We start from the raw sequence: 23,629 nt of genomic DNA, 5'->3' as shown, positions 1-23,629 counted from the left end.
GGGCGCCTCGGCGCCCTTTTCCTTGATCTGCCGCAAAGGCGATCTTATTCTGCCACGTCGAGCCCCCGCTCGATCATGCCTTCGACGTAGGCGCGCAGATATTGTTCCAGCGCGGGGCCGGACAGCACGTTAGCCGTCAGCGCGCCGTGCGGCGAGCCTTTCAGCACGCCGTCGTGGTACACGCGCGCAATCCAGGCCACGTCCGCGCCCTGGGTGTAATCGAGTTCATAGTCGAACGATTCTCCGCTGACTTTGCGTGTGTAGACTTCCTTGACAATTGCCATCTAAAACAGCCTTTCTTGACGAGATTAACTGGGATGCGGGTGCGGCACGGGATCGTCCTGCGGCACCGGATGCACAGGCCCCGGGCGGTGCCCGGGCGCTTCCTGCGGCTCCGGCGCCGGCATGGGTTCATCGACCGGCGCCGGCTCGGGCGCGCGGTGGGCATGGATGACTGACATGGCTGGCCTCCCTGCAGACAAAGGAAGACCATACCACGAGATGCCCGCCGCTGCCCTTATTTGCCTGCCGGCTTGACGTCGGCGGCCACGGGGGCGGCGTTCTTCACATATTTCTCCAGCCAATTGTTGCTTTCATACAGCATCTGCATGATCGACTCGCGCGCGCGGTAGCCGTGGCTCTCGTTCGGCAGCATCACCAGGCGCGCCGTGCCGCCCAGTCCCTTGATGGCCTGGAACATGCGCTCGCTCTGGATGGGGAAGGTGCCCGAGTTGTTGTCCTGCTCGCCGTGGATCATCAGCAACGCATCCTTGATCTTGTCCGCATAGTTAAATGGCGACATGGCCTGGTAGACGGCCGGCGCCTGCCAGAACGAGCGCTCTTCCGCCTGGAAGCCGAACGGCGTCAGGGTGCGGTTGTAGGCACCGCTGCGGGCAATGCCGGCACGGAACAAGCGCGTGTGCGCCAGCAAATTGCCCGTCATGAAGGCGCCATACGAGTGGCCGCCGATGGCGATGCGGTTGCGGTCCGACACGCCCCGTTTGACTACTTCCTCGACGGCTGCCTCGGCATCGGCCACCAGTTGCGGCAGATACGTGTCGTTTGGCTCCTGCTCGCCGGTGCCCACGATGGGGAAGGATGGATTGTCGAGCACGGCGTAGCCCATGGACAGGAAGGCGGCCGGTCCCCAATAGCTGACGGCGTTGAATTTGTAGGGCGAACCCTTGGTCTGGCTGGCGGCGCTGGCCGACTTGAATTCCTGTGGATACGCCCACATCAGGGTCGGCAACGGGCCGTCGCGGCGGGCGTCATAGTTCGGCGGCAGCATCAGGGTGGCCGTCAAGTCCACGCCGTCGGCGCGCTTGTAGCGGATCAGCTCTTTCTGCACGTCCTTCAGTTGCGGCAGCGGATGGGCGAAATGCGTGAGGGCCTTCAGCTGCGCGGCGCCCTGCAGCTTGAGGTTGCGCACATAATAATTCGGCTGCTCGGTGGGCGATTCGCGCGTCGACAGCAAACGGCTGCCATCCTCGTCCAGCACGGCCACCACGTTTTCATAGTAGGGCGCGGCACTCTGGAACAGCCGTTCCTTCTGTTTCGTCGCCAGGTTCAGGCGGTCGATGAAGGGGCGGTCGCCTTCCTTCGAGGCGCCCTGGCCGTCGAGCAGGATGGAACCATCTGCGGCGATGAGCAGGCGCGGCAGGCCGGCCGCATCCGCGCGCATGACGGGCTGGCCCGGATCGTTGTAGCGGTCTTCGAAGGAACCGGCGTACACGAGGTCGCCGGGCGTGCCCGCAACGGCGGACGGCTGGTCCGGCTGGATGCGCCACTGCTTGACGGCGCGCGTCTTGTACCACGCTTCGCTCAACAGGGCCAGATCGCCGCGGCCCCAGGCCACGCCCGCATAGCGCGAGCCGAGCTTGGCCAGCACGGCCGGCTTGTTGGTGAACGGCGCCGCCTGCGTGTAGACAATGTCGCGGATCTCGGCCGCCTTGGCCGGGTCGCCGCCATCCTGCGCTTCGGCCCACACCAGGGTGGCTGGCGCATCGACCCGCCAGCTGACGGAGCGCACGCCGGCGGACACGGCATCATTGCCCGGTGGCAGCCCTTCCTCCAGCGGCAGGGTCGCCACCGCATGCAGCACCTTGCCATTCAGGTCGCGCACGTCTATCTTGTGGCCGAAGTCATGCGCCGGCACGATATAGGAATACGGGCGCACGATGCTGGTCGTCAGCAGGTGCTTGCCATCGGGCGACGCCGTCACGCGCGAGAACTGGCCCGGCTGCCCGACCAGGCGCTGCTTGCCGGCCACGTCCAGCAAGGCCAGCTGGATGGTCGTGTAGTGTTCGAACAGCTGGGCATCCTGCTCGTTTTTCAGCAGGTCGGGATAGGTGCGCAATTGCTTGACGCCGCCGCCGGGCATGCTGTCCTGGATGGATGGGCCCGTCGGAATGCCGCTCGCCACGGGCGCCGCACCCAGCTTGGCCGGTTTCAGTTGCACCAGCAGGGTCTTGCTGTCGGGCATCCAGGAAAAGCCGCGACCGTACACGGCCGACAGCGATTGATTGCCCAGCTTGCGCGCCGCTTTCGTCTGCACGTCGAGCAGCCACAGCTCCACGCCGGACTCCTTCACACCCTTGGCGGGATCGGCAAAGGCGATGTGCGTAAACGCCAGGTAGCGCTGGTCGGGCGACCAGGCCAGGTCGGCGATGCGGGGCGCGGCGGGCAAGCCGCTGACCTTGATTTCCTTCTGCGTATCGATGTCGAGTAAACCCAGTCCCGTGTAAAAACTGAAACGGCTGGCCGAATACGTGCGCGGATTGATGCGCAAGCCCGCCAGCTTCAGTTCCGGCTGCGCCACTTCACTGATGCTGGGCAGGGATGGCGCGGGCAGCACGGCGGCCAGGTTGCGTTTCGGGCTCAGGCTCAGGGTCGGCGCGCGCGGCGCATCGACGATGGCTTGCAGGGGCGCCGGCGGGGCTTGATAAGCGCCATCTTGCGCCATGGCCAGGGAAGACGAGGCCATCAGGCCGACAGTGAGGGGCAGCAAAGGCAAACGAGTAGACATGGAACTCCAGTGTATGAAGGTGGCGACAACAAGCGAGTGCACCGCACCGCTCATGACGGCGCATTGTGACAGGGCATAGTGCGTTCATGCCATGTAAATGTCAACCAGCAACTTTTACCGTTTGACAAGCTTCGCCGCCCGCCCCCATCTCGCTTACAATCGCTGTTTTACCCGCTCCCGAATGCCTACATGGAAACCACTACCCTCGCCTTGCTGCTCCTGGTCCCGCTGCTGGTCTGGCGCATCTATTCGCGCCTGAAGAAACTGGTGGCGCGCCAGAAATCGCAGCTGTGGCGGCACTGGAGCGTGGCGATCGCCTTTCCTGCGCTGCTGCTGTTCCTGGCGACGACGACCAAATTCGACGTCTTGCCCCTGTCCAGCCTGGGCGCGGCCGCGCTGGCCGGTGGCTGGCTGGGCGTGCTGGGCTTGAAGCTGACACGCTTCGAGCAAGTCGGAAAAGATTTCTTTTTTACCCAGCACCGCTACCTGGGCCTGGCCATCACGATGCTGTTCATCGCCCGCTTGCTGTACCGTGGCATGGAAATCTACCTGAACACGCGCCTGGACGTGCCCGTGCCGCCGCCGCCGTTCGGCCACAGCCCGCTGACCATGGCCGCCTACGGCCTGGTCATTGGCTACTACGCCATTTACGCCTGGGGCTTGCTGCGCTGGCGCCAGCGCAACAAGCCCTTGCAAGCTGCCGAATAAGCCGGGTCAGTAGTACTGGCACAGGCCAGCACAACTGGTCGCCGCCAGCGCCTGGCGTATCGTCGCCAGCGCCGGCACCAGGCTTGGATCGAGGTCCGTGTCCGCATCAGCCAGGCTGCTCAGCAGGCGCTCGCGCAAGGGCGGCGCCATCAGATTGGCATTCGCCGTGGCGTGCTGCGCGGCCGCTTCCAGCATCATTTTCTTTTGCGCCACGGTCCAGAACGGCACTTGCACGAACTGCACGACGGTCGCAAACATGGTGCTCGATCCCTTGCTGAAGGCGCGGGCGCGCAAACGCTCGGGACCGCTCACCGCATGCGCCGGCTGGGCACTGAATTCCTGCTCCATCAAGCGTATCAAGTGTGCATGGCAATGCATGCCAAAGGCAAAGAAAGTACTCATTTCATCGCCATAATTGGCCAGGTTCTGCGTCACTTGTTCCTTGCGCGCCTGCTGCAGCTCCGTGCCCGACAACGGCAAGGGCCGCTCGAGGTCAAACCTGTAATATGCCTTGCCCAGATTAGTGGCCCGCTCGCACAGGGCCACGCTTTGCTCCATGTCTTGCAGCGCCGCGACGGGCGCCTGGAACAGGCGCGGCCCGTCGGCGATGTTGGCAAACAACTGCGCCACGGCAGGATCGCGCAGGCGCGGCAAACCGCTCTGCGATGTCGCCGTGGCCATCAGCGCTTCCAGGCGCGCGCTGGCTTGCTGGAAATCGGCATAGCTGTCGGCCCAGGCGGCAGGCGCCAAGAGGATGGAGGAAAGGCAGAACAGGCGGCCGATGCGGCGCAACGGCGTGGAAATCGACAAGGTCATGGGATCAGGAAAATGCTATTGGATAATTGGCAATTATAGGCAATCTGTATCCACAGTGCATTTTTGTGCGTTTTACACCATCACTTGCTCAGGCGATGATGGTGACGCGCGGCCAGCGCGCGGCATAATTTTTACTGGCCAGGCGCTGCGCATAACCATCCAGGCTGATACGCGCCGGGTTGCGCCGGATCACCATGTTGAACAGGTCGTCGAGGCCATGCGGCGCGACAATGCCGATCTCTCCGTCAGGCTGCAGATACAGGCCGACTGCCGTGGCAAACTCGGGCCAGGACGCGATGGCGTCATTGAGCGACAGCAAGGGCGGCACAGCGTAGCCAAAGTACTCTTCGAACCACAGGTGCACCCGCGCCTGGTTGCACACTTCCCATGGCACGCCGGGCAACAAGGTTTCCAGGCGCTGGCGCAACTGCACCTCGCTTTCCGCAAGCAAATCTTCCGCATCGAAATACGCCACGTCGACGTCGCTCAATGCCGACGCTTGCGCATCACCATGCAAGGCATCCAACACGAGCTTGCGCACGGCGCCGGCGCCGATGCAGCAGTCAGGCAAGCCCAGTTGCGCCACGGCTTGCAGTGCCTGCATGCACCACGGCGTGGCGCTGGCGATGGCGCGCAGGCGCGCGGCCAGCGCCTCCTGCCCACTCATGTACTCACGGCCGTATCTGCGGCGCCACGCCGTCGTGCTCGCCACTGATCCCGACATTGCCGAAGTACACGTCCAGATCCTGCTTCGGGTGGAAGTTGCGTAGCTTGACTTGCAAGGTGGTGGGGTTGATTTTGGTGAAGGTGCCAGGGAAGCACAGGCTGATCAGCTCGTCCGGCTTGCCCTTGATCAAATTCAAGGTAAAGTCTTCGATGCCATTCTTCCAGGTATTGCCCGTCGTCAAAATGTACGAAACCCAGACGGCATTGACGAAGCCACCTTCGCCCTGTTTCGCCGACAGGCGGTTCCAGGTCTTGTAGAAGGCCTGGTCGCCGCAGTATTTCTTTTCAAATGTATTGCCATCGCCCAGGTAGGAGGCGCCCGGACCGGCCGCGACGAACGGTGCATATTGATGGCGCACGCGCACGACTTTACCGGCAGGAAATTTCTGCTGCCACAGGTAGATGACTTTCACGCCCCAGGCCGGTACCCATTCCTCATCATACAGCTGGGCCAGCAAGCCTTCGCGTATCATGATCTTGCTCTGCGCGGCTGTCAGCGGCGCCACCTTCTTGTCGAATGGCGTGTGCGAGGGGAAATAGGCGATCTGCGCGTCCGACAGACCCAGTTGGCGCAGGCGGGCCGTCACGTCGTTGCTGTCGAGCTTGGCGACGAAGGTGGTTTGATAGTCCTTGCGCCGGCCGTCCACCTCGACGGAAAACTGCTGCGGCTGGCCATAATACGTGGGCGAACCATGGTAGCCGGCCGCGTATTCGGGCAGCGGGAAGAAGATCGTCTCTTCCACATCCGTTTTCGACTCGTTGAGGAATTCGTACTCGACCTTGATCAAGTCCGCGCTCACGCTGAGCACTTCCTTTTTCATGGCCACGGCATCCGTCTTGCCGAACAGGATGCCGCCCGCGCTCACGGAGCCGATGCCGTCATTAGCCACGGCCGGCGCCGAACACGTCAGTGCCAGCGCGAGTGCAGCAGCGGCAGCGGCCGGCAAGCGACTGTAGCGCATCACGCCGCCTTGCCCGCTACGGGCTCGATGCGACGCTGCAGCACGAAGATCGGTTGCGCCCATAGGCTATCCTTTTTCTTCTTGCTGGTGATCAAAGTGAGCTCCGACGGATCATACACATCCGTGTTGTGCGTCAACGGCGTCGTCATCAGGTATTGCGCTTCCGTATTTTTCAGGAATTCGCCGACCAATTGAATATTGCGGATATCGAGGTGGGCAAACGGCTCGTCGATGAAGACGAAGCCGCCGGAACCATCTTCCGATTTCAGCAAGCCGATCAACAGCACCAGCGACTTCATGACTTGCTGGCCGCCCGACGCTTCGCCATCGTTCATACCGATGACACCCTTGCCGTCGAACTTGAAGCGCACGTGCAAGCCCGCCTGCGACAGTTGCACATCGTCGTTTTCCAGGCGCACCGGATCGGCATGCACTTCGATGCCGGCCAGTTCGCCCAGTTCCTTGATGTTCTTGCTGTAAGTCTTGATGGTGTAGCGCAAACGCTCCATGTAGGCGCCACGCGCATTGCCCGTCGCTTCGATGGCGCGGTTATTCTGGTAGCGGCGCTCGTCCGTCTCCGACTGGCGGCCATGCAGCTGGTCCGACAGGCGGTGGTGCTGGTCGATGACGGTGGCGTCGAGTTCCCAGTCGTCGCGCGCCAGGCTGTTTTGCAGGCTGGCCACGCGCAGATCGACCTGGTGCGCATTCTGGTGTTCGGCCACGAGCGCCGCTCGGCGCGCGGGACGACGCCAGCTCTTCGGTAAGTGGCGCCACGCATGGCGCAGGGCCAGCAAGGCGCGCGCATGCTCGGCGCGCTGTTCAATTTGTTTCTTGTAGCCGAGGCGCGAACCAGCTTCCGCTTCGGACAGGGCCAGGCGCGCGTTTTGCCAGACAGTGTCGGCACGCGTGCGCGCCACGGTGGCATTCTTGGTGAGATTTTGCAGCTCGCCCAGGCGGCCGCCCACTTCCAGGCGCTCTTCCTTGAGCGGCTTGGAGTTGCGCAGCGCTTCGGCAAATTCATCCTGGCGCGCACTGAGTTCCTTGGCCGCGTCGACGCCGGCGATGCGCGCCTTCAAGGCGCCCACTTCGGCCGCCAGCTTCGAAATCGCCAGGGTCAGCGTATCTTCCTGCCCTTCCAGGCCCGGCAGCGAACGCAGCAGCGCTTCCAGGCGGCCGCTGCGGCCAGCCTGGCCGAAGCGGTAGCGCGACGCTTCCACGAACAAGGATCGCCCGCCGCGGCGTTCGCGGTGATACGCCTCGGGCGTGATCCACTCTTCGTGGTTGCCCAGCTTGAAGCCCGCTTCGACGGAATCAACACGCGCAATGCGCGACAGCTGCTCGATCAGCCAGCTGGGCACGGGCGCGGAAAATTTCACCACGGCCAGCAAGCTCTCGTCCTTGGCGACGGGCGCCGTGACGAGGTCGGGCACGATGAAGTGGCGATAGCGTTCCTTCTCCGCCAAACGGTAAGCGGCAGCCGCATCCTTGGCTTTATCGAGCAAGACGACCGAGGCGTAACCTCCCAGCACGCCTTCGACGGCGCCCTGCCAGCGGCTGTCCGTCACTTCAACGATGTCCGACAACATGGCGTGGCTGATGCCCGCGTCGCGCAGCGCGCGGCGCATGCCGCGCACATTGTCCGGCTCCGGCATGGCCGTCTTGCCTTGCAACGCGGCAATCGTCGCCTGCTCGCCCGCGATGCGCGCCGACAGGGCGTCGCGCTGCTGGCGCTGCTGCAGCAATTGCGCTTCTTTCTGTTCCAGCTGCGCCGCCACTTCGGCGATATCGCTGCCCGAGTCCGCTGCCAGCTTGTGCAAACGGTCTTTCTGTTCCAGCAGGCTGTCCAGCGGTTTCAGCTTGGCATTGATCAAGGACAAGCGGCTCTGCAAGCCGATCGATTCCTGCTCCAGCAAGGTTTCATTCATCTGCGCGTCGGACAGGGCCTTGGCCTGCGCCGCCAGCGCATTGCGCTTGTCCGTCAGTTGCTGGTCCGCCTGCGCCATTGGTTTGCGCGCATCGCGCAATTGCCGGCTGGCGATGGCCGCCTTTTCGCGCGCTTCGTGGTACTGCAGGCTGGGCAGTACTTCTTCCAGCAGGTTGCGGCGCTCTTTGTGCAGACCTTCCCACTGGTGATAATTGGCCACGCGCAGGCGCAAGCCTTCCAGGTTGGTCTTGGACGCTTCCAGTTCCGTCTCGAAGCGCTTCAGCTCCACTTCCGTATCGCGCTGGTGGCGCTTGGCTTCATCGTAGGCGTCCAGCACTTCCTTGTCGCCGAAGACCTGGAACACCAGGTCGAGCAGCTGGCGCGGCGCGTATTCGCACAGCTTGTCCGTTTCGCCCTGCTCCAGGGCCAGCACTTTCGACATGGCCGGCGACAGGCCCGCATTGGCCAGGCGCTTTCGGTAGTTTTCCACGCCCAGCCAGTCGTTGGCGTCCGTGATGTCCTCGATCTGCACATTGCCCGGACGCATCAGATACTGGCGCTTCCAGTCGCCGCCATTTTTCTGGATCTGGCAAAACAGGGTCACTTCATCGTCGCTGAAGAAGCCGGAACTGCGGAAGGGGCGGTTCGACAGCTGCTTGCCCACGTTCTTGTTGTCGACCACGGCGCGCAGCCAGGCCGTCTGCTGGCCCGAGTGGCGCGCATAGTGTTTATACGTGCGGCCCATCGAGCAGTCGAGGCCGAACAAGGTGCGCAAGGCGTCGAGCAAGGTGGTCTTGCCCGAACCGTTCTGCCCCGCGATGGTGATGATCTTCGCGTCGAGCGGAATATTCTTGATGCGCTGCCAGTAATCCCAGTGCACCAGTTCAAGTGATTTGATATGAAACATGGGCGCTTTCAGTGAGGGAGGTCGGGCGAATCGGCGTCACCGGCATCGCCGGCGTCGGGCAGGTCGCCGCTGTCGACGGACAGCTCGGCATCGAGGTCGACAGCCACCAGGCGCGTCGGCGCCCGCTTGAATACGTCGGCCAGGGCGCCGTTGATGATGCGCTCTTTCAAGACGTCCGTGTCCATCATCAGGTCCAGCAGCGGACCTTCCAGGATAAAGTCGCCGCGCCGCTCGATGAAGCCCAGCTTGGCCAGCGTGCCCAGATTCATGTCCATGCGCGTCTTCTTGCCCAGCTTGTCGCCGAAGTCCGACAGCAGCGCCTTGTAGGAAATGCCGATCGACGCGTCTTCCGCGCGCGGCAGCGGCTTTTCCGTGCCAAACATGTCATTCTGATCATCATCGGCGTGCTGGTGCGTTTCCTGGCGTTCGCGCTTGGGCAGGATGATCTGCGCCCACAGCACCACCAGCAAGGCCACGCCATCGCGCGCCAGGCCGAAATTATTGTTTTGCCACACATCACGCGCGCCGAAAATCTTTGGCTCGATGGTGCGCGTCAATGCCAGGGTGACATGGTCGGCATACACATTGTCGAGCAGCTTCAGGCCGCAGGCCAGCAGGCGCGCATCGATCTCGGCGCGGAACAGCTCGTCTGACAGCACGCGCTTGACGAGCTTATCGTCGCGGCGCAGGGTTTGGTGCGTGAGCAGGCGCGCAATCAGGATTTGGGAATCGTCATTCATCGGCAGTGCCGCTATCTAAATCAAGTGAAACATTCAGTGAAAGCGAGGCGATCGACATGGCCGCCACGTGGGGGTCGGTCAGTTGGACCATCTCGTCGGTCGGTGTAAAGGTGATCGGCAAGCGGGCCAGTTCGGCCGTCGAGCCTTGCAAGCTCGCTTCGGACACATCGCCCAGCAGCGGCAGCATGGAGGCGCGGTACGAGGCCACGGCAAAGCTGGCCGGCAGCAGAGAATCCTGCACGGGCACGCTTTTCGGCCCCTCTTCGCCTATGCTGGGGAAATTGCCCAGGCTGGCGAAGTTCGACAGGCGTTCGAGCAAGTCATCGAGTTCGAGTTGCATGGCGGGACCGTCGCTGATGGTGGTGGGCGCGTCCTCTCCGCTGGGCAGGCCCGTGTTGATGACACCCGCCGTCCGTTCGGACAGCAGTTCCGTTTCGGCCACGTCGATCATCTCGGCCGGCGTGGAAAACAGCGGCACGACAGGCTGGTCGATGGCGCCCTCGGCCAGGCTGGCCAGGTCTTCGTGCAGCAAGAGCCAGCGCTTGATGTCCGTGGTCGACAGGCCCGACTGGCCCAGGTGCACGCGCTGGCGCTCGATCTGGTTCAGCGCGCGCGAAAACATGCCTTGCATGTTCAACAATTTACTTTGTGCGCGGCCGATCGCTTGCGCCGCCTTGTGCGTGGCGCTGTCCGCGTTTTCATCGGAAGTGATGGCGACGAGAATTTCCGAACCTTTTTCCACCCAGTCGCAAGCCATGTTCCACTTCGCCTGCGCCGTGCGCAAGCGGAATTCGGAACCGGAGGCGATGGCGTCCGAGAATTCTTCCGTCAAGTCCACCAGGCGTCCCAGCAAATGCTGGAGTTGCTCGACCGACACGCCGCCCACGGCTTGCGCGCCCGCCACCTGCGACAGGAGAAAGCCCATTTCCGCTTCGTCTTCCGTCTGGCCGAGGCCCAGCAAGCTGTCGATGGCGGACAGCACATTGCGCGCCATCGGGGTCACGCGGTACACGCCCTGCTGCGCATCCCAGGCCAGCAACTGGTTGGTGCGCAAGCGCAGCAAGACCGTTTCCAGGCTTTCCGGCAGCAAATAGGCCAGCTTGGTGTTGATATCGGCGCGCGTATAGGCGGACGTGGCCGCATCGGACGCCAGTTCGCGCAACACCAGCAGACGCACCAGCACGCCATCGAAACCGCCATGAAACAGGGCCGTAAACACTTGCAGCAAAGGCTGCGCCCGCTTCAAGTGAAAAACCTGCTCGATTTCATCGGCCGAAATATTGGGCTGGAAATGCGCCTGCAAGGAATCGTGATGCTCTTGCTCTGTCTGATTTGCATCCGTTGCCACGGCTGCACTTGCCATTATATCAATCATTCTTTTCCGGATGAGTGTTCAGCGGGCGGCGCAGCGGGCTAACGCGGCACTGCGGGGCGGGGGCGTCAGTATATCAGTTCTGACATGCCATTTAGCGTGCGGGAGGGGGCGCTGCGGACGCGGCGCAACACAGCCGCGGTGCCGTGCCGGGCCAGGAAGGCAAAACAGAGAAGCAAACACGGCATGCATGGCCCCGCACATTGGTGAGCACTTACTTTTTAATAATCTTTTGCAAGGTTTGCTCGACATAATCGCCACCGTCCGCATCGGCGAACGTCACCTTCACGGGATACCATTCCAGCGACGGCGCCAGCCACAGGTCCACTTGCTGGCCCTTCTTGTCCGGCGGCGGCGCCTTGACCAGATGGATGGCGGTGACTTCCCCCAGGCCCGTGGCCACCGGCTCTTCCTTGACGACCTTGAAGGTCCACGGTTCGGCATCATGCGCGCCAGCCACGAAGAAAGCCCATTCCGAGCCGGGGACGAATTTTTCGGGCGCGGCGCGCGCCACGCTGGCCAGTTGCCAGACGGCGCTGTTGCGGTCCTGCTCGCCGCCTTTCAGCGGATAGGTTTCATCGCCTTCGCCAAAGACGATGGTCTTGCTGTCGCGCTTGAAGGTAGTCGTGACGGCATCCTTGCGGAAGCGTTTTTCCACGAATTGGAAGGGCGCCAGTCCATAATCGTCGACCGTGCCTTCGCTGCGCTGCTCCAGGATCTTGCCAAACAGGGCAGCCTTGGTTTCGGCCAGCAGCGTATACTTGCCGTCGCCCACGCGCCAGTTGCTGACCGATTCGCCGGACAGCCCGATGCCGCGCTGCCTGGCCTTGATCGAATAGACGAGGTCTGCCGATGGCACCAGCTTGTACGCGCGCTTGATGGCGGGATGTTCCACGGGCGCATCGGCCATGGCGGGAGAGAAAGTGGCAGCCAGCACGCTGGCGAACAGAATGCGTTGCAGAGTCTTCAAAGTCGTCATTTATTTTCCTGTAGCGTCATTGACGCGAATTTGGGTCACGGTTTGCGTGGTCAGCGCCCCGCTCGCTTCGGTATTGCGTATTTGTACCGGATACCATTGCATGGACGGCGCCAGCCAGATATCGAGCTGCGACGAATAGGTGCCGGGCTTCGGTGGCCGGCGCAAATGCCAGGTCACCAGGCGGCCCATTGCTGTATCGAGTTCTTCCTCGCCCACCAATTGGAAGCGGAACACGGTCGCTTCCTTTTCCTCGCCGACGAGGATGTCGATATTACCCGCCAATTGATTGACGTCGGCGCGGCCGATGGCGGCCAGCTGGAACGGCACGCTGGCCTTGTCCTGCGCCCCCACCTGCCATGGCGCCGTGGCCGTCGAGGCCGAAAAGGTGATGGCCTTGGCGTCGCGGTTGAAATGCGTGGCCGTTTGCGCGCGGCCCCTGCGTTTCTCCGTCGCCGTGACGGGCACGATACCGCTGCCATCGATCACGCCCTCGCTGGTCAGCACCAGCAGGTTGATGCGCGTGATCAGCATGCTCAAGCCCACTTCCAGCTTCAGCTGATACGTGCCGCCCCTGTTTTCCCACGCCATCGCGGCCACGCCCTGCCACTTGGTGCCGTCCGCATCGCGCCGGTCCACGTGCAGGTCGAACTGGGCCGACGCGGGCGCATTCGTCTTGTAGTGCCGTGACTGCTCGACGGGCGGTGGCGGCGGTGCACTGGCCGGCACCGGCGCAGCCGCCACGGCTGGCACCGGCGCCGTGATAACCGGGGCCGCCACTGCGGCTGCCTCGGGTATGGCCGGGCCTGCCGGCACGTCACTGGCAGGCGCAGTCAACTGGGCAATATCGCTAGCCGGCAGCGCCGTCGGCGGCGGCGGTGGCGGCAAGCGAGGCTCGGGCAAGGGCAACAACTTGGGCGGCGGCGGTGGCGTCACCGGCCTGGGCGGCTCGGCGATCAATGCCATGCTGACCACCTGCGCTGGCTCTTGCCGCAGCGGCAGCATGCGGGCATGCGAGGTGAGCCATTCCAACGCCACGTAATGCAGTGCACCGATGACCGCGACAAAGATGACGGTGCGGCGGCGCGGTGGCGAAAAGAAGGAGTCAGGCATCATAGGCGGTAGTGTAACGCTTTCACCCCACTTCCCGCTTCTTGCCCGCGCTCAACTCCTGATCTTTTATGTAAGAAAATGTTGGCGCCATTGCGTCAGTTGCAAGCTGATATCTGCTACGCTAGGGGCATCCACCTACCAGGAGATTTCGCATGGCAAACCCGCAAATGCCCCAAATACCGGGCGCAGCAGTTGTGACCGATACCCTCGACTTCGTCAAAAACCTGTGGGGCAGCATGAGCGTGCCCGGCATGGGCATGCCCGGCATCACGGCGCCCACCATGTCGGTGGAAGAGCTGGACAAGAAAATCAGCGACTTGAAAGCCGTCGAAGCCTGGCTGAACCTCAATACCAGCATGCTGCGCGGCAGTATCCAGGCGCTGGAAGTGCAGCGCGGCACCATCGCCACATTGAAATCAATGGGTGCGTCAATGGCGGCGGCCATCACCCAGCCCGGCGCCAGCGAAAAATCCGTGTTTGAATCGGTGCCCTACGCTTCCGCATTTTTCCAGCAAGCTAGCCCTGCGGCGCCTGCACCGAAACCGGCACCTGCCCCTGCACCCGCAGCGGAACCGGCTGCGGCGGCGCCCAGCGATACCGGCAGCCAGGCAGCGGCCCCGTTGGGCAATCCAAGTGCCTGGTGGAATTTGTTACAAGATCAGTTCAAGCAAGCCGTTTCGACGGCGATGTCGCCCGACGCCGCCAGTGCGGCAGCGGCCAGCTTTGGCAGCGTGAGCAAAGCCAAGCCGGCGGCCAGCAAGCCGGCCAAACCTGCCGAGGCAGGCACGGCAGCCAAGGCCAAGGCCCCGCTGCGCAAGGCGCCCGCGAAACGCGCAGCGCCCAAGGCTAAAGCACCAGGGAAGGCCTGATGTCGCAAGCCGGCAATATGATCAGGCGATACGATGAATGCGGATCGCCTCGATCATGTTGTCGGCCTGGCGTTTTACGTCACCGATCGTGATCAGGCCTTCGTCGGCCAGCGCCTTGGCGTGCTCGTACGAAGACTGGAATGTTTCCAGCGTGTCTCCCTTGGCGGCGACCGGGCGTACCCAGGCAATACTGCCGACTTTCATTTTTTTGTACACTTCATTGACCACATCACGCATAGTTTCTTCCTTATTGTTGTAAAGCAACTCAAGCACGGGCGTACCCACACTGGCCCCTAGTTTATCATCCGGCACGCTCACGCACGGATTTTCCGCCTTTTTCCAGCGTTGGCGCTGCCTTTTCCGGCGCCACGATGGCCTCTTCCGGCCCGGTCGGCGGCGTCAGCTGCACCAGTTGCTCCATCAATTGCGCGAAGCGCTGCTGCCCTGGTGCAATTTTGTCTACATATAACAACACGTCCATGGCCTCAGCCGCCAATTCCGCCTGGTAGCCGCGCTGCTCCAGGAATGACACGATGATTTGCGCGGAATTGAACAGGATGCGCAGGTTGTTCGGCAGTTTTTCGCGCGCCGCGCGCATCCAGGCGACCGCTTCGTTGAGCTTGTCCGTCTTCCACAGCAGCACGCCCTTGTTCATCAAGTCCGATGCTTCCTTGCGCGAGGCGATGATCAGGCTCGTACCTTCGTCGCCCATCTTGGCCTTGTCGAAAATCTTTTGCACCTCGTCCTGCACCACCTGGTTGTCGTGGTTATTCTTCACCACGTAGCACAGCAGGCCCGCCGGCGCATCCTTGACGCCGACGGCGAACAGCAAGGTGGCCAGTTCCATGCAGATGTTCTTTTCGGGCCGCGCCGGGTCTTCAAGCAGCATGGCTTCGAGCTCGTCGCCGCACTTTCGGGCGCGCCGGTAATCGCCCGTTTCGTGGTGCACCATGCCTTCCGTGATCTTCGCGCGCAAACCAATTTGCTCGGGCGAGAATTCACGCTGCGCCAGCAACAGCCATTGCAGCGCTTCCTTTGCATCCTTCTTCAGGCCGCATACGCGCGCCAGGCCAAGGTAGGCGTCCGGCGTCTTCATGACGGAAAACTCGCCGATGGAAATACACTTGCGAAAGGCCTTTTCCGCCATGCTGACATTGCCAACTTTCAAGGCCGCCAGTCCCAGGTTGCGCTGGCGCGGCACCGAATTGGGCGACAGGCGCGCCGCCTTTTCCAGCACGCCGCAAGCTTCCTCATGCTGGCCCATCAGCTGGTAAGCGACGGCCATCTGGTCGTAGGCATCGATGTAATACTTGTTTTCAACGATCACGCCCTGGAAAATCTGCCGCGCCGCCTCGTGCTCGCCGTTATTCATGCGTATCTTGCCCAGTCCCGCCTTGGCCCAGCTGTAATCGCGCTCGGCCAGCACTTTTTCGTACACGGCACGGGCCTTTTCCGGTTCGCCGCTTTTCAGCAGCAGGGACGCCTTCATGCGCAGCAGTTCCAGCGCGTGCAGCTTGTTGACCTCGATCTGCGCGTCGCACAGCTTGGCCGCGCGCAGATAATCCTTTTCCATGCAGGCCTGGTCGATTTCGCGAAATACCTGCTTCTTGTGCCACACGCGGTTCAGCCGCGTCAGCAGCACCCCTTCCGTGATGGGCTTGATCAGGTAAGCGTCTGGCTGGTGCTCGGCCGCGCCCATCACCGATTCCACGCTTTTCTCGGCCGACACCATCAGCCACACGCTGGACGGCGCCGTCAGGTTGCGCACGCGCGTCTCTTCCAGCACTTGCTGGCCATTCTTGCCTTCGCCGAGGTTGTAATCGCACAGCACCACGTCGTAGCGCGTCTTGGCCAGCAGCTTCATGGCTTCGCCGCCGCTGGCCGCCTGGTCGATATGGCGCGCGCCCAGGTTGCGCAACGATTCGCGCAGCAGGATGCGGATGCCGATGAAATCGTCGACCAGCAGATAATGTTTGTCGGCCCAGTCGGTGCTGCCCGCTTCGGCGGCGGTGGCGTGGCTGTCTGTCGTCATGGCGTCCTCATTCAGGGCAGGCGCAGGGTGAAACAGCCGCCGCCCAGCGCGCCGCCATTTTCCAGGGCGATGCTGCCGCTGCTGCCCCGGTGCTTGTGCATCTTCGCCACGACACTGGAAAAATACAGGCCCAGGCCCGTGCTGTTGGTGGAAAAGTTCACGCCGGCGGCCATGCCCTCCATGGCCGCGCTGCCCGCGTCGAGCAGTGCCTGCGAGTAGCCCTCGCCATTGTCTTCCACGCGCAATTCCAGCCAGGCATCTGCCTGGCGCACCGACAGGCGGATGGTGTCCTTCGTGTAGCGGATGGCGTTGTTGATGGCATGCGCCAGCACGCCGATGACCAGGTCTTCATCGAGGGTCCAGATCAGCTCCGGCGGACAGGCCGTCTGCAGGTGGATGCCTTTCGAGGCCAGCAGGATCTTTTCCTGGTCCACCACCTGGTCGACCACCTGGCTCATCAGTTGCGGCTGCACGTCGAAGGGGTAGCCGGGCTTGCCCACTTCCTTGTACAGGGCCAGCAGCTGGATCAGGTTATCGTTGAGGCGCTTGGTCTGGTACAGCATCTGCGCCATTTGCAGGTAGGCGGGGTCGGCCTGGGGCGCGGCTTTGGCCTGCCCGGCCGCCAGCAGCGACTCAAGGGTGCCGCTGACGACGCTGATCGAGTTTTTCATGTCGTGCACGGTCGACGCCAGGAACAGGAAAAGCTCGGGCGAACTGTGTTGATCTTCCACCGGATATCTCCTTGGGGCCGCAGCTTGAATATTGCCAAGGATAAATTATACCGCCAGCGTGCCGGCGCCAGCCAGCCGCACGCAAAGACCGTGACATGACGCAACAATGCGGCACGCTGCGCAAACGGAGAGGGAGAGGGAGAACTTATGCGTTACGGCGGCGTTCGCGCAGCAGGAAGCGCGCAGGGTCCAAGGCGGCAGCCAATTGACTCTCCAGCGGCAGCGGCTCGCCTTCCAGCTGGCAAGCCAGCAGCTCGGCCGCCAGCGGCGCCCAGATCAGGCCGCGCGAGGCGTAACCCAGCAAGCCAAACAGGCCAGGCCAGCGGGGCACGTCGCGCAGGCGCTCGCAGCGGCCTGGCACGCCAGGGTCGGGCAAGGCGCCCGCCAGCGGCAGGCGGTCCGGCGCCACGCAGCGAAAGCCCGTGCGCCCGGCCAGCGGTGCTTCGAACGGTGCCACGTCAAGGATGTCGGTGATCTTCGCGATATTTTCGTGCTGGCTGGCCACGCGCAGGCTGCTGTCTGCATCGGCATCATAGGAGGCGCCCGCGCAGACGACGCCCTGATGCGCCGGCGTCATGTAGGCTTCGCGGCAGACGACGAACGGCAACGATGGCAAGCTGCCTTCGGCCAGGTGCGTGACCTGGCCGCGCACGGCGTCCAGCGGCAGACCGGCCGCCTGTTCGAAATCGACCGCTCCCGTGCCTGCCGCCAGGATGACGGTGGGCGCCGCCGCGATCAGGGCACCGTCCGCATCGCGCACCAGCCATTCATCATCGCCACGCTCCAGGCGCAGGGCGCTGCTGGAAAAGCGCCGCGTGAGCAAGGCGCCGCAGGCGTCCAGCATGGCCGCGCAGACGGAAGACGGGCGCGCCCAGCCGCCCTGTTCGAACCACCAGGCGCCGTCGGGCGCCGGCGCGCCCAGCATGGCGGAAGCCTCGGCCACTTCCAGCCAGCGGGCGAATTCGGGCGGATACAGGCCGCTGGCGGCGATGTGCCGCTGCACTTGCGCATGCACGCCATCGCGTGGCAGTTGCAAGACGCCGCATTGTTCGCCCTCGATGGCGGCACCGATGCCGCCCAGGTGCTTCCAGTAGCGCAGTGCATACAGGTAGGCGGCACGCACCAGGCGCGTGACGATATTGTCGTCCTTCGACGGCAGCGGCATGAAGATGCCAGCCAGGTTGCCCGACGCTGCGCTGGCCGGCTGCGCGTGGCGTTCAATCAAAGTCACCTTCCAGCCGCGCGCGGCCAGCCGTTCGCAGGCGGCCGCGCCGGCCACGCCCGCGCCGATGACAATGGCGCGTCGTTCGGGCGCCACGGCAGCCACGTGCTCTGCCCGCCGCGCATAAAACACGGCGCGCAAACGGCTCTCGTCAAAAACAAAGCCGTTCTTTTGCAATTGCGTGCGCTGCGCGTCGTCCAGGTGCACGGCCTGCAGGNGGCCTGCAGGCGGGCGCCGTCCATCATCAGGCCCGCCAGCACCGGCGTGTCTGCCGGCACCCAGGCCAGATGCACTTCGTCGACACGCGCCGACAATTGCGCCAGGCAGACATCTGGCTCGCCGATCAGCACATCGAGTGTGACGAAGCCATCGCGCGAGACCATGCGGTGCAGGCCTGGCACGCAAGGCGGCCACTGTGTGCGCCACTGCTCGGGCAAGTGGCTGGCGTCGACGGGACGCGGCGCCAGCGCGATGTAATGCAGGCGGCGATCGCCATGCGCGGCGCAGGCGGCGCGCAAGCGGGCGCCGTCAAAATCCGTGTCGAGCAGGACCAGGGCGCGGCGCATCAATGCCCCGCGCGGCAAAAGCAGGTGGGTGCATGGTCGTTGACCATGCCGATACCCTGCATGTAGGCGTAGATGATGGTCGAGCCGACGAACTTGAAGCCCCGCTTGGCCAGGTCTTTCGACAATCTGTCGGACAAGGCCGTCTTGGCAGGGAATTGACCCGGTTGCCAGTTGTTGACGATGGGACGGCCATCGACATACGCCCACAAGAAGCTGTCCAGGGTTTGCCCTTCCGCGCGCAGGCGCAGGTAGGCCTGCGCATTCGTGATGGCGGCCGCCACCTTCAGGCGGTTACGCACGATGCCGGGGTCGAGCAGCAGCTGCGCCACTTTGTCCGGACCATACGCGGCGATCTTTTGCGCATCCCAGCCGTCGAAGGCGGCGCGGTAGGTTTCGCGCTTGTTCAAGATGGTTTCCCAGCTCAGGCCCGCCTGCGCGCCTTCCAGGTTCAGCATCTCGAACAGCCGGCGCTCGTCGTGGCAGGGCACGCCCCACTCCGTATCGTGGTACGCGAGATAGCGGGGATTGGCCGGATTGGCCCAGGAGCAGCGGGTAATAGTCGCAATAGTAGTCGCAATGGTCGCGGTGATCGTCATGGTCTTGGTCTTCGTGTGCATGCAGATGCCAGTATAGTTTATCGGCCGCGCAAGATACGCCCCAGTTGCAGCAAGCCGTGCGCCATCTCGGCCGGGGGGATCGCCGCAAAGCCCAATAACAATCCGGGTGGCGTGGCGCACGCTGGCCCCGCCGCCGGATCGGCATAGTGGCCCAGCGGACGCAATTCGATGCCCCGTGCCAGACCCGCGCGCGCGACGATTTCTTCATCGTGGCCAGCGCGAAAATACGCGCACAGTTCCAGGCCGCAGTCGGCCGGGCCGCACAGCAATTGATCATCGAGTTCGCGCGCAAGGCCACGCAGCAGCAGGTCGCGCCGCTCGGCATTGCTGTCGCGCGTGCGGCGGATATGCCGGCCAAAGTGGCCCTCGGCGATGAAGTCGGCCAGCGCCATCTGCGGCACGATGGCCGTGTGCCGGTCCATCACGGCCTTGGCCTGTACCAGCGCTTCGGCCAGCGCGGGCGGCGCCACCATGTAACCGAGGCGCAGGCCGGGGAACAGCACCTTCGACAGGGTGCCCACGTAGACCACGCAGCCGGCCCGGTCCAGGCTTTGCAGCGAGGCCAGCGGCGCGCCCGCGTAGCGGTATTCGCTGTCGTAATCGTCTTCCACCAGCCAGGCTTGCTTGTGTGCGGCCCAGGCCAGCAAGGCCAGGCGGCGGGGCAAGCTCATGCTCACGCCCAGCGGCATCTGGTGCGATGGCGTGACATAGGCCAGCTTTGCCTGCGGACAGTGCGCCACGCCATACGCCACGTCCAGCCCCTGCGCATCGACAGGAACGGGAAACACGCGCGCGCCGGCCGCGCGCAGCGGGCCACTGGCGCCACGGTAGCCGGGCGACTCCATCCAGGCCGAGTCGCCCGGCGCCAGCAGGATGGTCGACAGCATGAACAGCGCCTGCTGCGAACCGGAGGTGATGACGATCTGCTGCGGCGTGCACTGGACGCCGCGCGAGGCTTTCAAATACACGCACAGCAGCTCGCGCAGCGGCAGGTAGCCGGCCGGGTCGCTGTAGCCGAACTGGTGGTCGGGCCGGCGCCAGCGCCGCGCTTCCAGGCGGTTCCACACGTCGAACGGAAAATGGTCGATGCGCGGCATGCCGACGCGAAAAGCGCGCAGCGGGCCACGGTGGAAGGCCACCTGGCGCATGGCTGTCACCACACCCTGCCCGCGCGCCGACAGGGGCCGCAGCAGGCCGGGCGCATCCATCTTGCCGGCCGGCGCAGCCATGGGCTGCGGAACCTCGCGACTGACAAAGGTGCCGCGCCCCACAGCGCCATCGAGATAGCCTTCGGCCGCCAGCTGCGCATACGCATTGAGCACCGTCTGGCGCGACACGGCCAGCAGACGGCAAAAGTCGCGCGTGGGTGGCAGTTGCATGCCGGGGCTCATGCTGCCATCGAGGATGGCCGCCTTGATGGCCGCATACAGCTGGCGAAATAGCGGTTCGCGCGCGCCACGCTGCAGCGGCAAGGCGGCGATGATCTGGTTCAGGTGAGAAGCTGGCATGATGGCGCCTTTGAATTGGTAGTTTCAAGATAGCACTTATTGGCTATTTAAAATAGCCAAAACAAACACTAAGATGACGCATCCCCTTCGACTCTTGCGGAGCATCCATGCATCAATTTTTCGCCACCGTGGCCTGGCAGCGCGACGGCCAGGATTTCGCCGGCCAGCGCTATAGCCGTGGCCATGAATGGCAGTTCGACGGCGGCTTGCGCGTACCTGCCTCGTCGTCTCCTTTGTCCGTGCCGCTGCCCATGTCGGTGGCGGAAAATATCGACCCGGAAGAAGCACTGGTGGCCGCCGCGTCGAGCTGCCACATGCTGTTCTTCCTGTCGCTGGCAGCGCAGCGCGGTTACGTCATCGATGACTACCGCGACGACGCCGTCGGCGAGCTGGGAAAAAATGCCGCCGGGCGCCTGGCCATGACGCGCATCGTGCTGCGACCACGCATCGTATGTTCCGGCGCGGCGCCCTCGCCAGAGGCCTTGGCCACCCTGCACCACGACGCGCACGCGCGCTGCTACATCGCCAATTCGCTGACGGCCGATGTGGTGGTGGAAGGCGCGCACTAGATGTACACGCCCGCCACCTTCCGCGAAGAGCGCCTCGACGTGCTGCACGCCTTGATCGACGCGCATCCCCTGGGCGCGCTGGTGCGTCACGGCGCCGACGGTTTATGCGCCGACCATCTGCCGTTCGAAATCGCCGCGCCCACGCCTGAAGCGCCATTCGGCATCCTGCGCGCCCACGTGGCGCGCGCCAACCCGCTGTGGCGCGCGGCCGGCGGGAACGATGACTGCATGGTGATTTTCCAGGGACCGCACGCCTACATCACGCCCGCCTGGTATGCGGAAAAGCAGCGCAGCGGCAAGGAAGTGCCCACGTTTAACTATGCGGTCGTGCATGCCCACGGCCCCCTGCGCGCCATCGACGATGCGGCGTGGCTGATGGACTTGCTGGAGCGGCTGACGGCGCGCCATGAGGCAGATCAAGCTGCGCCGTGGCGGGTGAGCGATGCGCCGGCCGATTACATCGACAAGCTGTTAAAGGCCATCGTCGGCATCGAAATCCCTCTCACGCGCCTGACGGGAAAATGGAAGCTGGGACAGAACCGCAGCATGCAGGACCAGGCCAGCATGGCGCACGGCCTGGCGCTGGACGCTCAAGCCGGCGCGGCGCAGGCGCTGGGCGCACTGATCGCCGCCAACCTCACGCCAGCCAGCTGACGGCCGCCGAAAACGTCAGGAACGACAGCGCCGTCGAGACCAGAATGATGCGGGCGATGCGCGCCGTGTTCGCTCCGAAGCGTTCCGACAGCAGCGACACATTGCTGGCGCTGGGCAGGCAGGCCACCAGCACCATGCAGGTCAGCGCGTACGGATCGAGTGGCGCGCCCAGCGCGATGGCCGCGTGGCCGATGCCCCACACCAGCAGCGGATGCAGCAGCAGCTTTTTCAGCGCCACGGGCACGTATTCTTTCATCGGCGCCGGGTCGGCCGTGCTCATCTGCGAACGGGCCAGCACGGCGCCGATGGTAAACAGGGCCACGGGCGAGGCGGCGTCGGCCAGCAGGCCCACCGTTTGCATCAAGGGCTTGGGCAAGGCCAGTTCCAGCCACGACGCCAGGGCGCCGAGCACAATCGCCCATGGCATCGGGTTGCCTGCCATGCCCTTCAGGGCGTTGACGACGGCGGCGCGGCTGCCGTGCGCGCCGCCGCTGCCGATACGCGACAGGGCAATGCACAGCGAGCTGGTAATGAGCATGTCGACGACGATGGTGACGATGACCGGCCCCGACGACCTTGGCCCCAGCAAGGTCAATAGCAGGGGCACGCCCATGAAGCCAGTATTCGGGAAGGCCGCCACCAGCGAACCGAAGGCGGCATTGTTCCAGTCGATGCGGTGGCTGAGGGTCATGGCCATGGTGACGCCCACCATGATCAGGGCGCACAACAGGTACACGCCGAACACGCTGGCGTCGAGCAGTTGCGCGATGGGCGTGGCGGCGCCGAAGCGGTACAGCATGCAGGGCAGCGCAAAGTACAGGACAAAGCTGTTCAGGCCGCCGATGGCGGCCAGCGGCAGCAGCTTGCGTCGCACGGCCAGGTAGCCGCACAGCACCAGGGCGAAGAAGGGAAAGGTGATGGCGAGGATGGTCAGCATGGAGCGCCATTGTAGCGCGCTCCCTTGGCGCGCCGCCGGCGCAAAAAAAGGCCGCTCGCGCGGCCCAAGGAGGTTACGGGGAAATCGCCGCTGGCCGGCTAGGGCTTGAGCTGGGCGCGGATCTCGCCAGCCGGGTAGGCGGCGCTGTGCACGTTTACGTACAGCTTGCCGGCCTGGTAGCTCGCATACTGAGGCGGCGTGAGCATGCTGCCGGCCGGCACGGCAAACATGCCTTCCGCAGTTTTCACCAACGCCACGATGACGGGGCCGTTGGCGCCGGCGGGCGCTTCATGGATATGCGCGACGGTGGCCAGCATGCCCGTGTAGCTCACGCCGCCGCTGACGCTACCGTCGTGGGCAGCGCGAATAGTGCTGCTGCCGCTGGCCGTGCTGGTATTGGCTGGCACTTCCTGCGCGCCCGTCAAGGTGACGGCATGGCCGCCCGGATGCTGCGGACCATGGGAACAAGCGCCCAGCAGGGTGGCCAGCGCCAGCACGATGGCGGCGCGGCGCGCGTGTTGTTGCAGTGTGCTCATCGCAGTACTCCTTCAACGGATATCGGATCACGGATGGCGCCCCGCCCTGCCCACACGGCCGAGCCGGGCCTGCGCCTTGTATCGCACAAAAAATTGTCGCGCAAAAAATCTTGCTGTAA

Annotated in this window: 23 protein-coding genes; 4 read left to right on the top strand and 19 right to left on the bottom strand. The window is 63.9% G+C overall.

The window, feature by feature from the left end; genetic code table 11:
• Positions 1–44 precede the first annotated feature (44 nt).
• Genes K0F85_RS18225 through K0F85_RS18215 form a run of 3 tightly spaced genes read right to left on the bottom strand, consistent with a single transcriptional unit; the run spans position 45 to position 3,025 of the window.
• Entirely contained in the window at positions 45–284 is a 240-nt protein-coding gene (locus K0F85_RS18225) for a hypothetical protein (protein ID WP_034753464.1), read from the bottom strand.
• A gap of 24 nt (positions 285–308) precedes the next feature.
• Positions 309–461: a hypothetical protein gene (locus tag K0F85_RS18220; protein WP_219117372.1), complete on the bottom strand. Its 153-nt coding sequence runs from the start codon at positions 459–461 to the stop codon at positions 309–311.
• 56 nt (positions 462–517) lie between these two features.
• Positions 518–3,025, bottom strand: coding sequence for a S9 family peptidase (locus tag K0F85_RS18215; protein ID WP_257572859.1), 2,508 nt, complete (start codon positions 3,023–3,025; stop codon positions 518–520).
• Positions 3,026–3,214: 189 nt separating this feature from the next.
• Here K0F85_RS18215 and K0F85_RS18210 point away from each other — a divergent pair, with 189 nt between their 5' ends.
• Positions 3,215–3,733, top strand: a complete 519-nt coding sequence (locus K0F85_RS18210) for a hypothetical protein (RefSeq protein ID WP_219117371.1) — start codon at positions 3,215–3,217, stop codon at positions 3,731–3,733.
• Between the two features lie 6 nt (positions 3,734–3,739).
• Here K0F85_RS18210 and K0F85_RS18205 read toward each other — a convergent pair whose 3' ends face one another.
• From K0F85_RS18205 to K0F85_RS18170, 8 genes are all read right to left on the bottom strand, one after another.
• The gene (locus K0F85_RS18205; protein ID WP_219117370.1) at positions 3,740–4,549 is read right to left on the bottom strand and encodes a hypothetical protein; all 810 of its coding nucleotides are present in this window, start codon (positions 4,547–4,549) and stop codon (positions 3,740–3,742) included.
• An 88-nt stretch (positions 4,550–4,637) separates the two neighbouring features.
• Complete coding sequence (locus tag K0F85_RS18200; protein WP_257572858.1) at positions 4,638–5,216, bottom strand: nucleotidyltransferase family protein; 579 nt, start codon at positions 5,214–5,216, stop codon at positions 4,638–4,640.
• A gap of 4 nt (positions 5,217–5,220) precedes the next feature.
• A complete protein-coding gene (locus K0F85_RS18195) occupies positions 5,221–6,237 on the bottom strand; it encodes a DUF4424 family protein (protein WP_219117369.1) in 1,017 nt (338 codons plus the stop codon).
• Entirely contained in the window at positions 6,237–9,068 is a 2,832-nt protein-coding gene (locus tag K0F85_RS18190; RefSeq protein WP_219117368.1) for an ATP-binding protein, read from the bottom strand. Before K0F85_RS18190 ends, K0F85_RS18195 begins: the two co-directional genes overlap by 1 nt.
• Before the next feature lie 8 nt (positions 9,069–9,076).
• The gene (locus K0F85_RS18185) at positions 9,077–9,808 is read right to left on the bottom strand and encodes a hypothetical protein (RefSeq protein WP_219117367.1); all 732 of its coding nucleotides are present in this window, start codon (positions 9,806–9,808) and stop codon (positions 9,077–9,079) included.
• Entirely contained in the window at positions 9,801–11,183 is a 1,383-nt protein-coding gene (locus tag K0F85_RS18180; RefSeq protein ID WP_257572857.1) for a hypothetical protein, read from the bottom strand. Before K0F85_RS18180 ends, K0F85_RS18185 begins: the two co-directional genes overlap by 8 nt.
• 211 nt (positions 11,184–11,394) lie before the next feature.
• A complete protein-coding gene (locus K0F85_RS18175) occupies positions 11,395–12,159 on the bottom strand; it encodes a DUF3108 domain-containing protein (RefSeq protein WP_219117366.1) in 765 nt (254 codons plus the stop codon).
• Positions 12,160–13,272 (bottom strand): DUF3108 domain-containing protein, encoded by a 1,113-nt coding sequence (locus tag K0F85_RS18170; RefSeq protein WP_219117365.1) that lies wholly within the window; start codon positions 13,270–13,272, stop codon positions 12,160–12,162.
• Positions 13,273–13,421: 149 nt separating this feature from the next.
• Between K0F85_RS18170 and K0F85_RS18165 the strand changes: the two genes are divergently transcribed.
• A complete protein-coding gene (locus K0F85_RS18165; RefSeq protein ID WP_219117364.1) occupies positions 13,422–14,138 on the top strand; it encodes a PhaM family polyhydroxyalkanoate granule multifunctional regulatory protein in 717 nt (238 codons plus the stop codon).
• Positions 14,139–14,159: 21 nt separating this feature from the next.
• On the opposite strand, the gene K0F85_RS18160 is transcribed toward K0F85_RS18165, so the two are convergent.
• The 6 genes from K0F85_RS18160 to K0F85_RS18135 form a co-directional block, all read right to left on the bottom strand.
• Positions 14,160–14,456, bottom strand: a complete 297-nt coding sequence (locus K0F85_RS18160; protein ID WP_257572856.1) for a hypothetical protein — start codon at positions 14,454–14,456, stop codon at positions 14,160–14,162.
• Positions 14,440–16,170, bottom strand: coding sequence for a response regulator (locus K0F85_RS18155; RefSeq protein WP_219117363.1), 1,731 nt, complete (start codon positions 16,168–16,170; stop codon positions 14,440–14,442). The genes K0F85_RS18160 and K0F85_RS18155 overlap by 17 nt, the downstream gene beginning before the upstream one ends.
• 11 nt (positions 16,171–16,181) lie before the next feature.
• Positions 16,182–16,901, bottom strand: a complete 720-nt coding sequence (locus K0F85_RS18150; RefSeq protein WP_219117362.1) for a sensor histidine kinase KdpD — start codon at positions 16,899–16,901, stop codon at positions 16,182–16,184.
• 145 nt (positions 16,902–17,046) lie between these two features.
• Positions 17,047–18,330, bottom strand: a complete 1,284-nt coding sequence (mnmC, locus tag K0F85_RS18145; protein ID WP_257572855.1) for an FAD-dependent 5-carboxymethylaminomethyl-2-thiouridine(34) oxidoreductase MnmC — start codon at positions 18,328–18,330, stop codon at positions 17,047–17,049.
• A gap of 358 nt (positions 18,331–18,688) precedes the next feature.
• Complete coding sequence (locus K0F85_RS18140) at positions 18,689–19,306, bottom strand: DNA-3-methyladenine glycosylase I (protein WP_374198738.1); 618 nt, start codon at positions 19,304–19,306, stop codon at positions 18,689–18,691.
• A 17-nt stretch (positions 19,307–19,323) separates the two neighbouring features.
• Positions 19,324–20,814, bottom strand: a complete 1,491-nt coding sequence (locus tag K0F85_RS18135; protein ID WP_219117361.1) for a PLP-dependent aminotransferase family protein — start codon at positions 20,812–20,814, stop codon at positions 19,324–19,326.
• A 107-nt stretch (positions 20,815–20,921) separates the two neighbouring features.
• On the opposite strand from K0F85_RS18135, the gene K0F85_RS18130 reads away from it, so the two are divergent.
• Both K0F85_RS18130 and K0F85_RS18125 read left to right on the top strand, forming a co-directional pair.
• Positions 20,922–21,383 (top strand): OsmC family protein, encoded by a 462-nt coding sequence (locus K0F85_RS18130; protein ID WP_219117360.1) that lies wholly within the window; start codon positions 20,922–20,924, stop codon positions 21,381–21,383.
• Positions 21,384–22,037 (top strand): FMN-binding negative transcriptional regulator, encoded by a 654-nt coding sequence (locus K0F85_RS18125; RefSeq protein WP_219117359.1) that lies wholly within the window; start codon positions 21,384–21,386, stop codon positions 22,035–22,037.
• Here K0F85_RS18125 and K0F85_RS18120 read toward each other — a convergent pair.
• Together K0F85_RS18120 and K0F85_RS18115 are read right to left on the bottom strand one after the other, a co-directional pair.
• On the bottom strand, positions 22,021–22,974 hold the full coding sequence (locus K0F85_RS18120) for an AEC family transporter (RefSeq protein ID WP_219117358.1): 954 nt from the start codon (positions 22,972–22,974) through the stop codon (positions 22,021–22,023). The genes K0F85_RS18125 and K0F85_RS18120 overlap by 17 nt on opposite strands.
• 98 nt (positions 22,975–23,072) lie before the next feature.
• Positions 23,073–23,510 (bottom strand): CHRD domain-containing protein, encoded by a 438-nt coding sequence (locus tag K0F85_RS18115; RefSeq protein WP_219117357.1) that lies wholly within the window; start codon positions 23,508–23,510, stop codon positions 23,073–23,075.
• Positions 23,511–23,629 lie beyond the last annotated feature (119 nt).

Source organism: Janthinobacterium sp. UMAB-56 (assembly GCF_900095265.1).
Taxonomy (GTDB): Bacteria; Pseudomonadota; Gammaproteobacteria; order Burkholderiales; family Burkholderiaceae_D; genus Janthinobacterium.
The sequence above is the reverse complement of the archived record's forward strand: the minus strand, read 5'-3'. Positions and strand labels throughout refer to the sequence as shown.

Excerpts from the sequence above, each read along its gene's own strand:
- K0F85_RS18225 (WP_034753464.1), bottom strand. The coding sequence starts at position 284 with ATGGCAATTGTCAAGGAAGTCTACACACGCAAAGTCAGCGGAGAATCG.
- K0F85_RS18220 (WP_219117372.1), bottom strand. The coding sequence starts at position 461 with ATGTCAGTCATCCATGCCCACCGCGCGCCCGAGCCGGCGCCGGTCGAT.
- K0F85_RS18215 (WP_257572859.1), bottom strand. The coding sequence starts at position 3,025 with ATGTCTACTCGTTTGCCTTTGCTGCCCCTCACTGTCGGCCTGATGGCC.
- K0F85_RS18210 (WP_219117371.1), top strand. The coding sequence starts at position 3,215 with ATGGAAACCACTACCCTCGCCTTGCTGCTCCTGGTCCCGCTGCTGGTC.
- K0F85_RS18205 (WP_219117370.1), bottom strand. The coding sequence starts at position 4,549 with ATGACCTTGTCGATTTCCACGCCGTTGCGCCGCATCGGCCGCCTGTTC.
- K0F85_RS18200 (WP_257572858.1), bottom strand. The coding sequence starts at position 5,216 with ATGAGTGGGCAGGAGGCGCTGGCCGCGCGCCTGCGCGCCATCGCCAGC.
- K0F85_RS18195 (WP_219117369.1), bottom strand. The coding sequence starts at position 6,237 with ATGCGCTACAGTCGCTTGCCGGCCGCTGCCGCTGCTGCACTCGCGCTG.
- K0F85_RS18190 (WP_219117368.1), bottom strand. The coding sequence starts at position 9,068 with ATGTTTCATATCAAATCACTTGAACTGGTGCACTGGGATTACTGGCAG.
- K0F85_RS18185 (WP_219117367.1), bottom strand. The coding sequence starts at position 9,808 with ATGAATGACGATTCCCAAATCCTGATTGCGCGCCTGCTCACGCACCAA.
- K0F85_RS18180 (WP_257572857.1), bottom strand. The coding sequence starts at position 11,183 with ATGATTGATATAATGGCAAGTGCAGCCGTGGCAACGGATGCAAATCAG.
- K0F85_RS18175 (WP_219117366.1), bottom strand. The coding sequence starts at position 12,159 with ATGACGACTTTGAAGACTCTGCAACGCATTCTGTTCGCCAGCGTGCTG.
- K0F85_RS18170 (WP_219117365.1), bottom strand. The coding sequence starts at position 13,272 with ATGATGCCTGACTCCTTCTTTTCGCCACCGCGCCGCCGCACCGTCATC.
- K0F85_RS18165 (WP_219117364.1), top strand. The coding sequence starts at position 13,422 with ATGGCAAACCCGCAAATGCCCCAAATACCGGGCGCAGCAGTTGTGACC.
- K0F85_RS18155 (WP_219117363.1), bottom strand. The coding sequence starts at position 16,170 with ATGACGACAGACAGCCACGCCACCGCCGCCGAAGCGGGCAGCACCGAC.
- K0F85_RS18140 (WP_374198738.1), bottom strand. The coding sequence starts at position 19,306 with ATGCACACGAAGACCAAGACCATGACGATCACCGCGACCATTGCGACT.
- K0F85_RS18135 (WP_219117361.1), bottom strand. The coding sequence starts at position 20,814 with ATGCCAGCTTCTCACCTGAACCAGATCATCGCCGCCTTGCCGCTGCAG.
- K0F85_RS18130 (WP_219117360.1), top strand. The coding sequence starts at position 20,922 with ATGCATCAATTTTTCGCCACCGTGGCCTGGCAGCGCGACGGCCAGGAT.
- K0F85_RS18125 (WP_219117359.1), top strand. The coding sequence starts at position 21,384 with ATGTACACGCCCGCCACCTTCCGCGAAGAGCGCCTCGACGTGCTGCAC.
- K0F85_RS18120 (WP_219117358.1), bottom strand. The coding sequence starts at position 22,974 with ATGCTGACCATCCTCGCCATCACCTTTCCCTTCTTCGCCCTGGTGCTG.
- K0F85_RS18115 (WP_219117357.1), bottom strand. The coding sequence starts at position 23,510 with ATGAGCACACTGCAACAACACGCGCGCCGCGCCGCCATCGTGCTGGCG.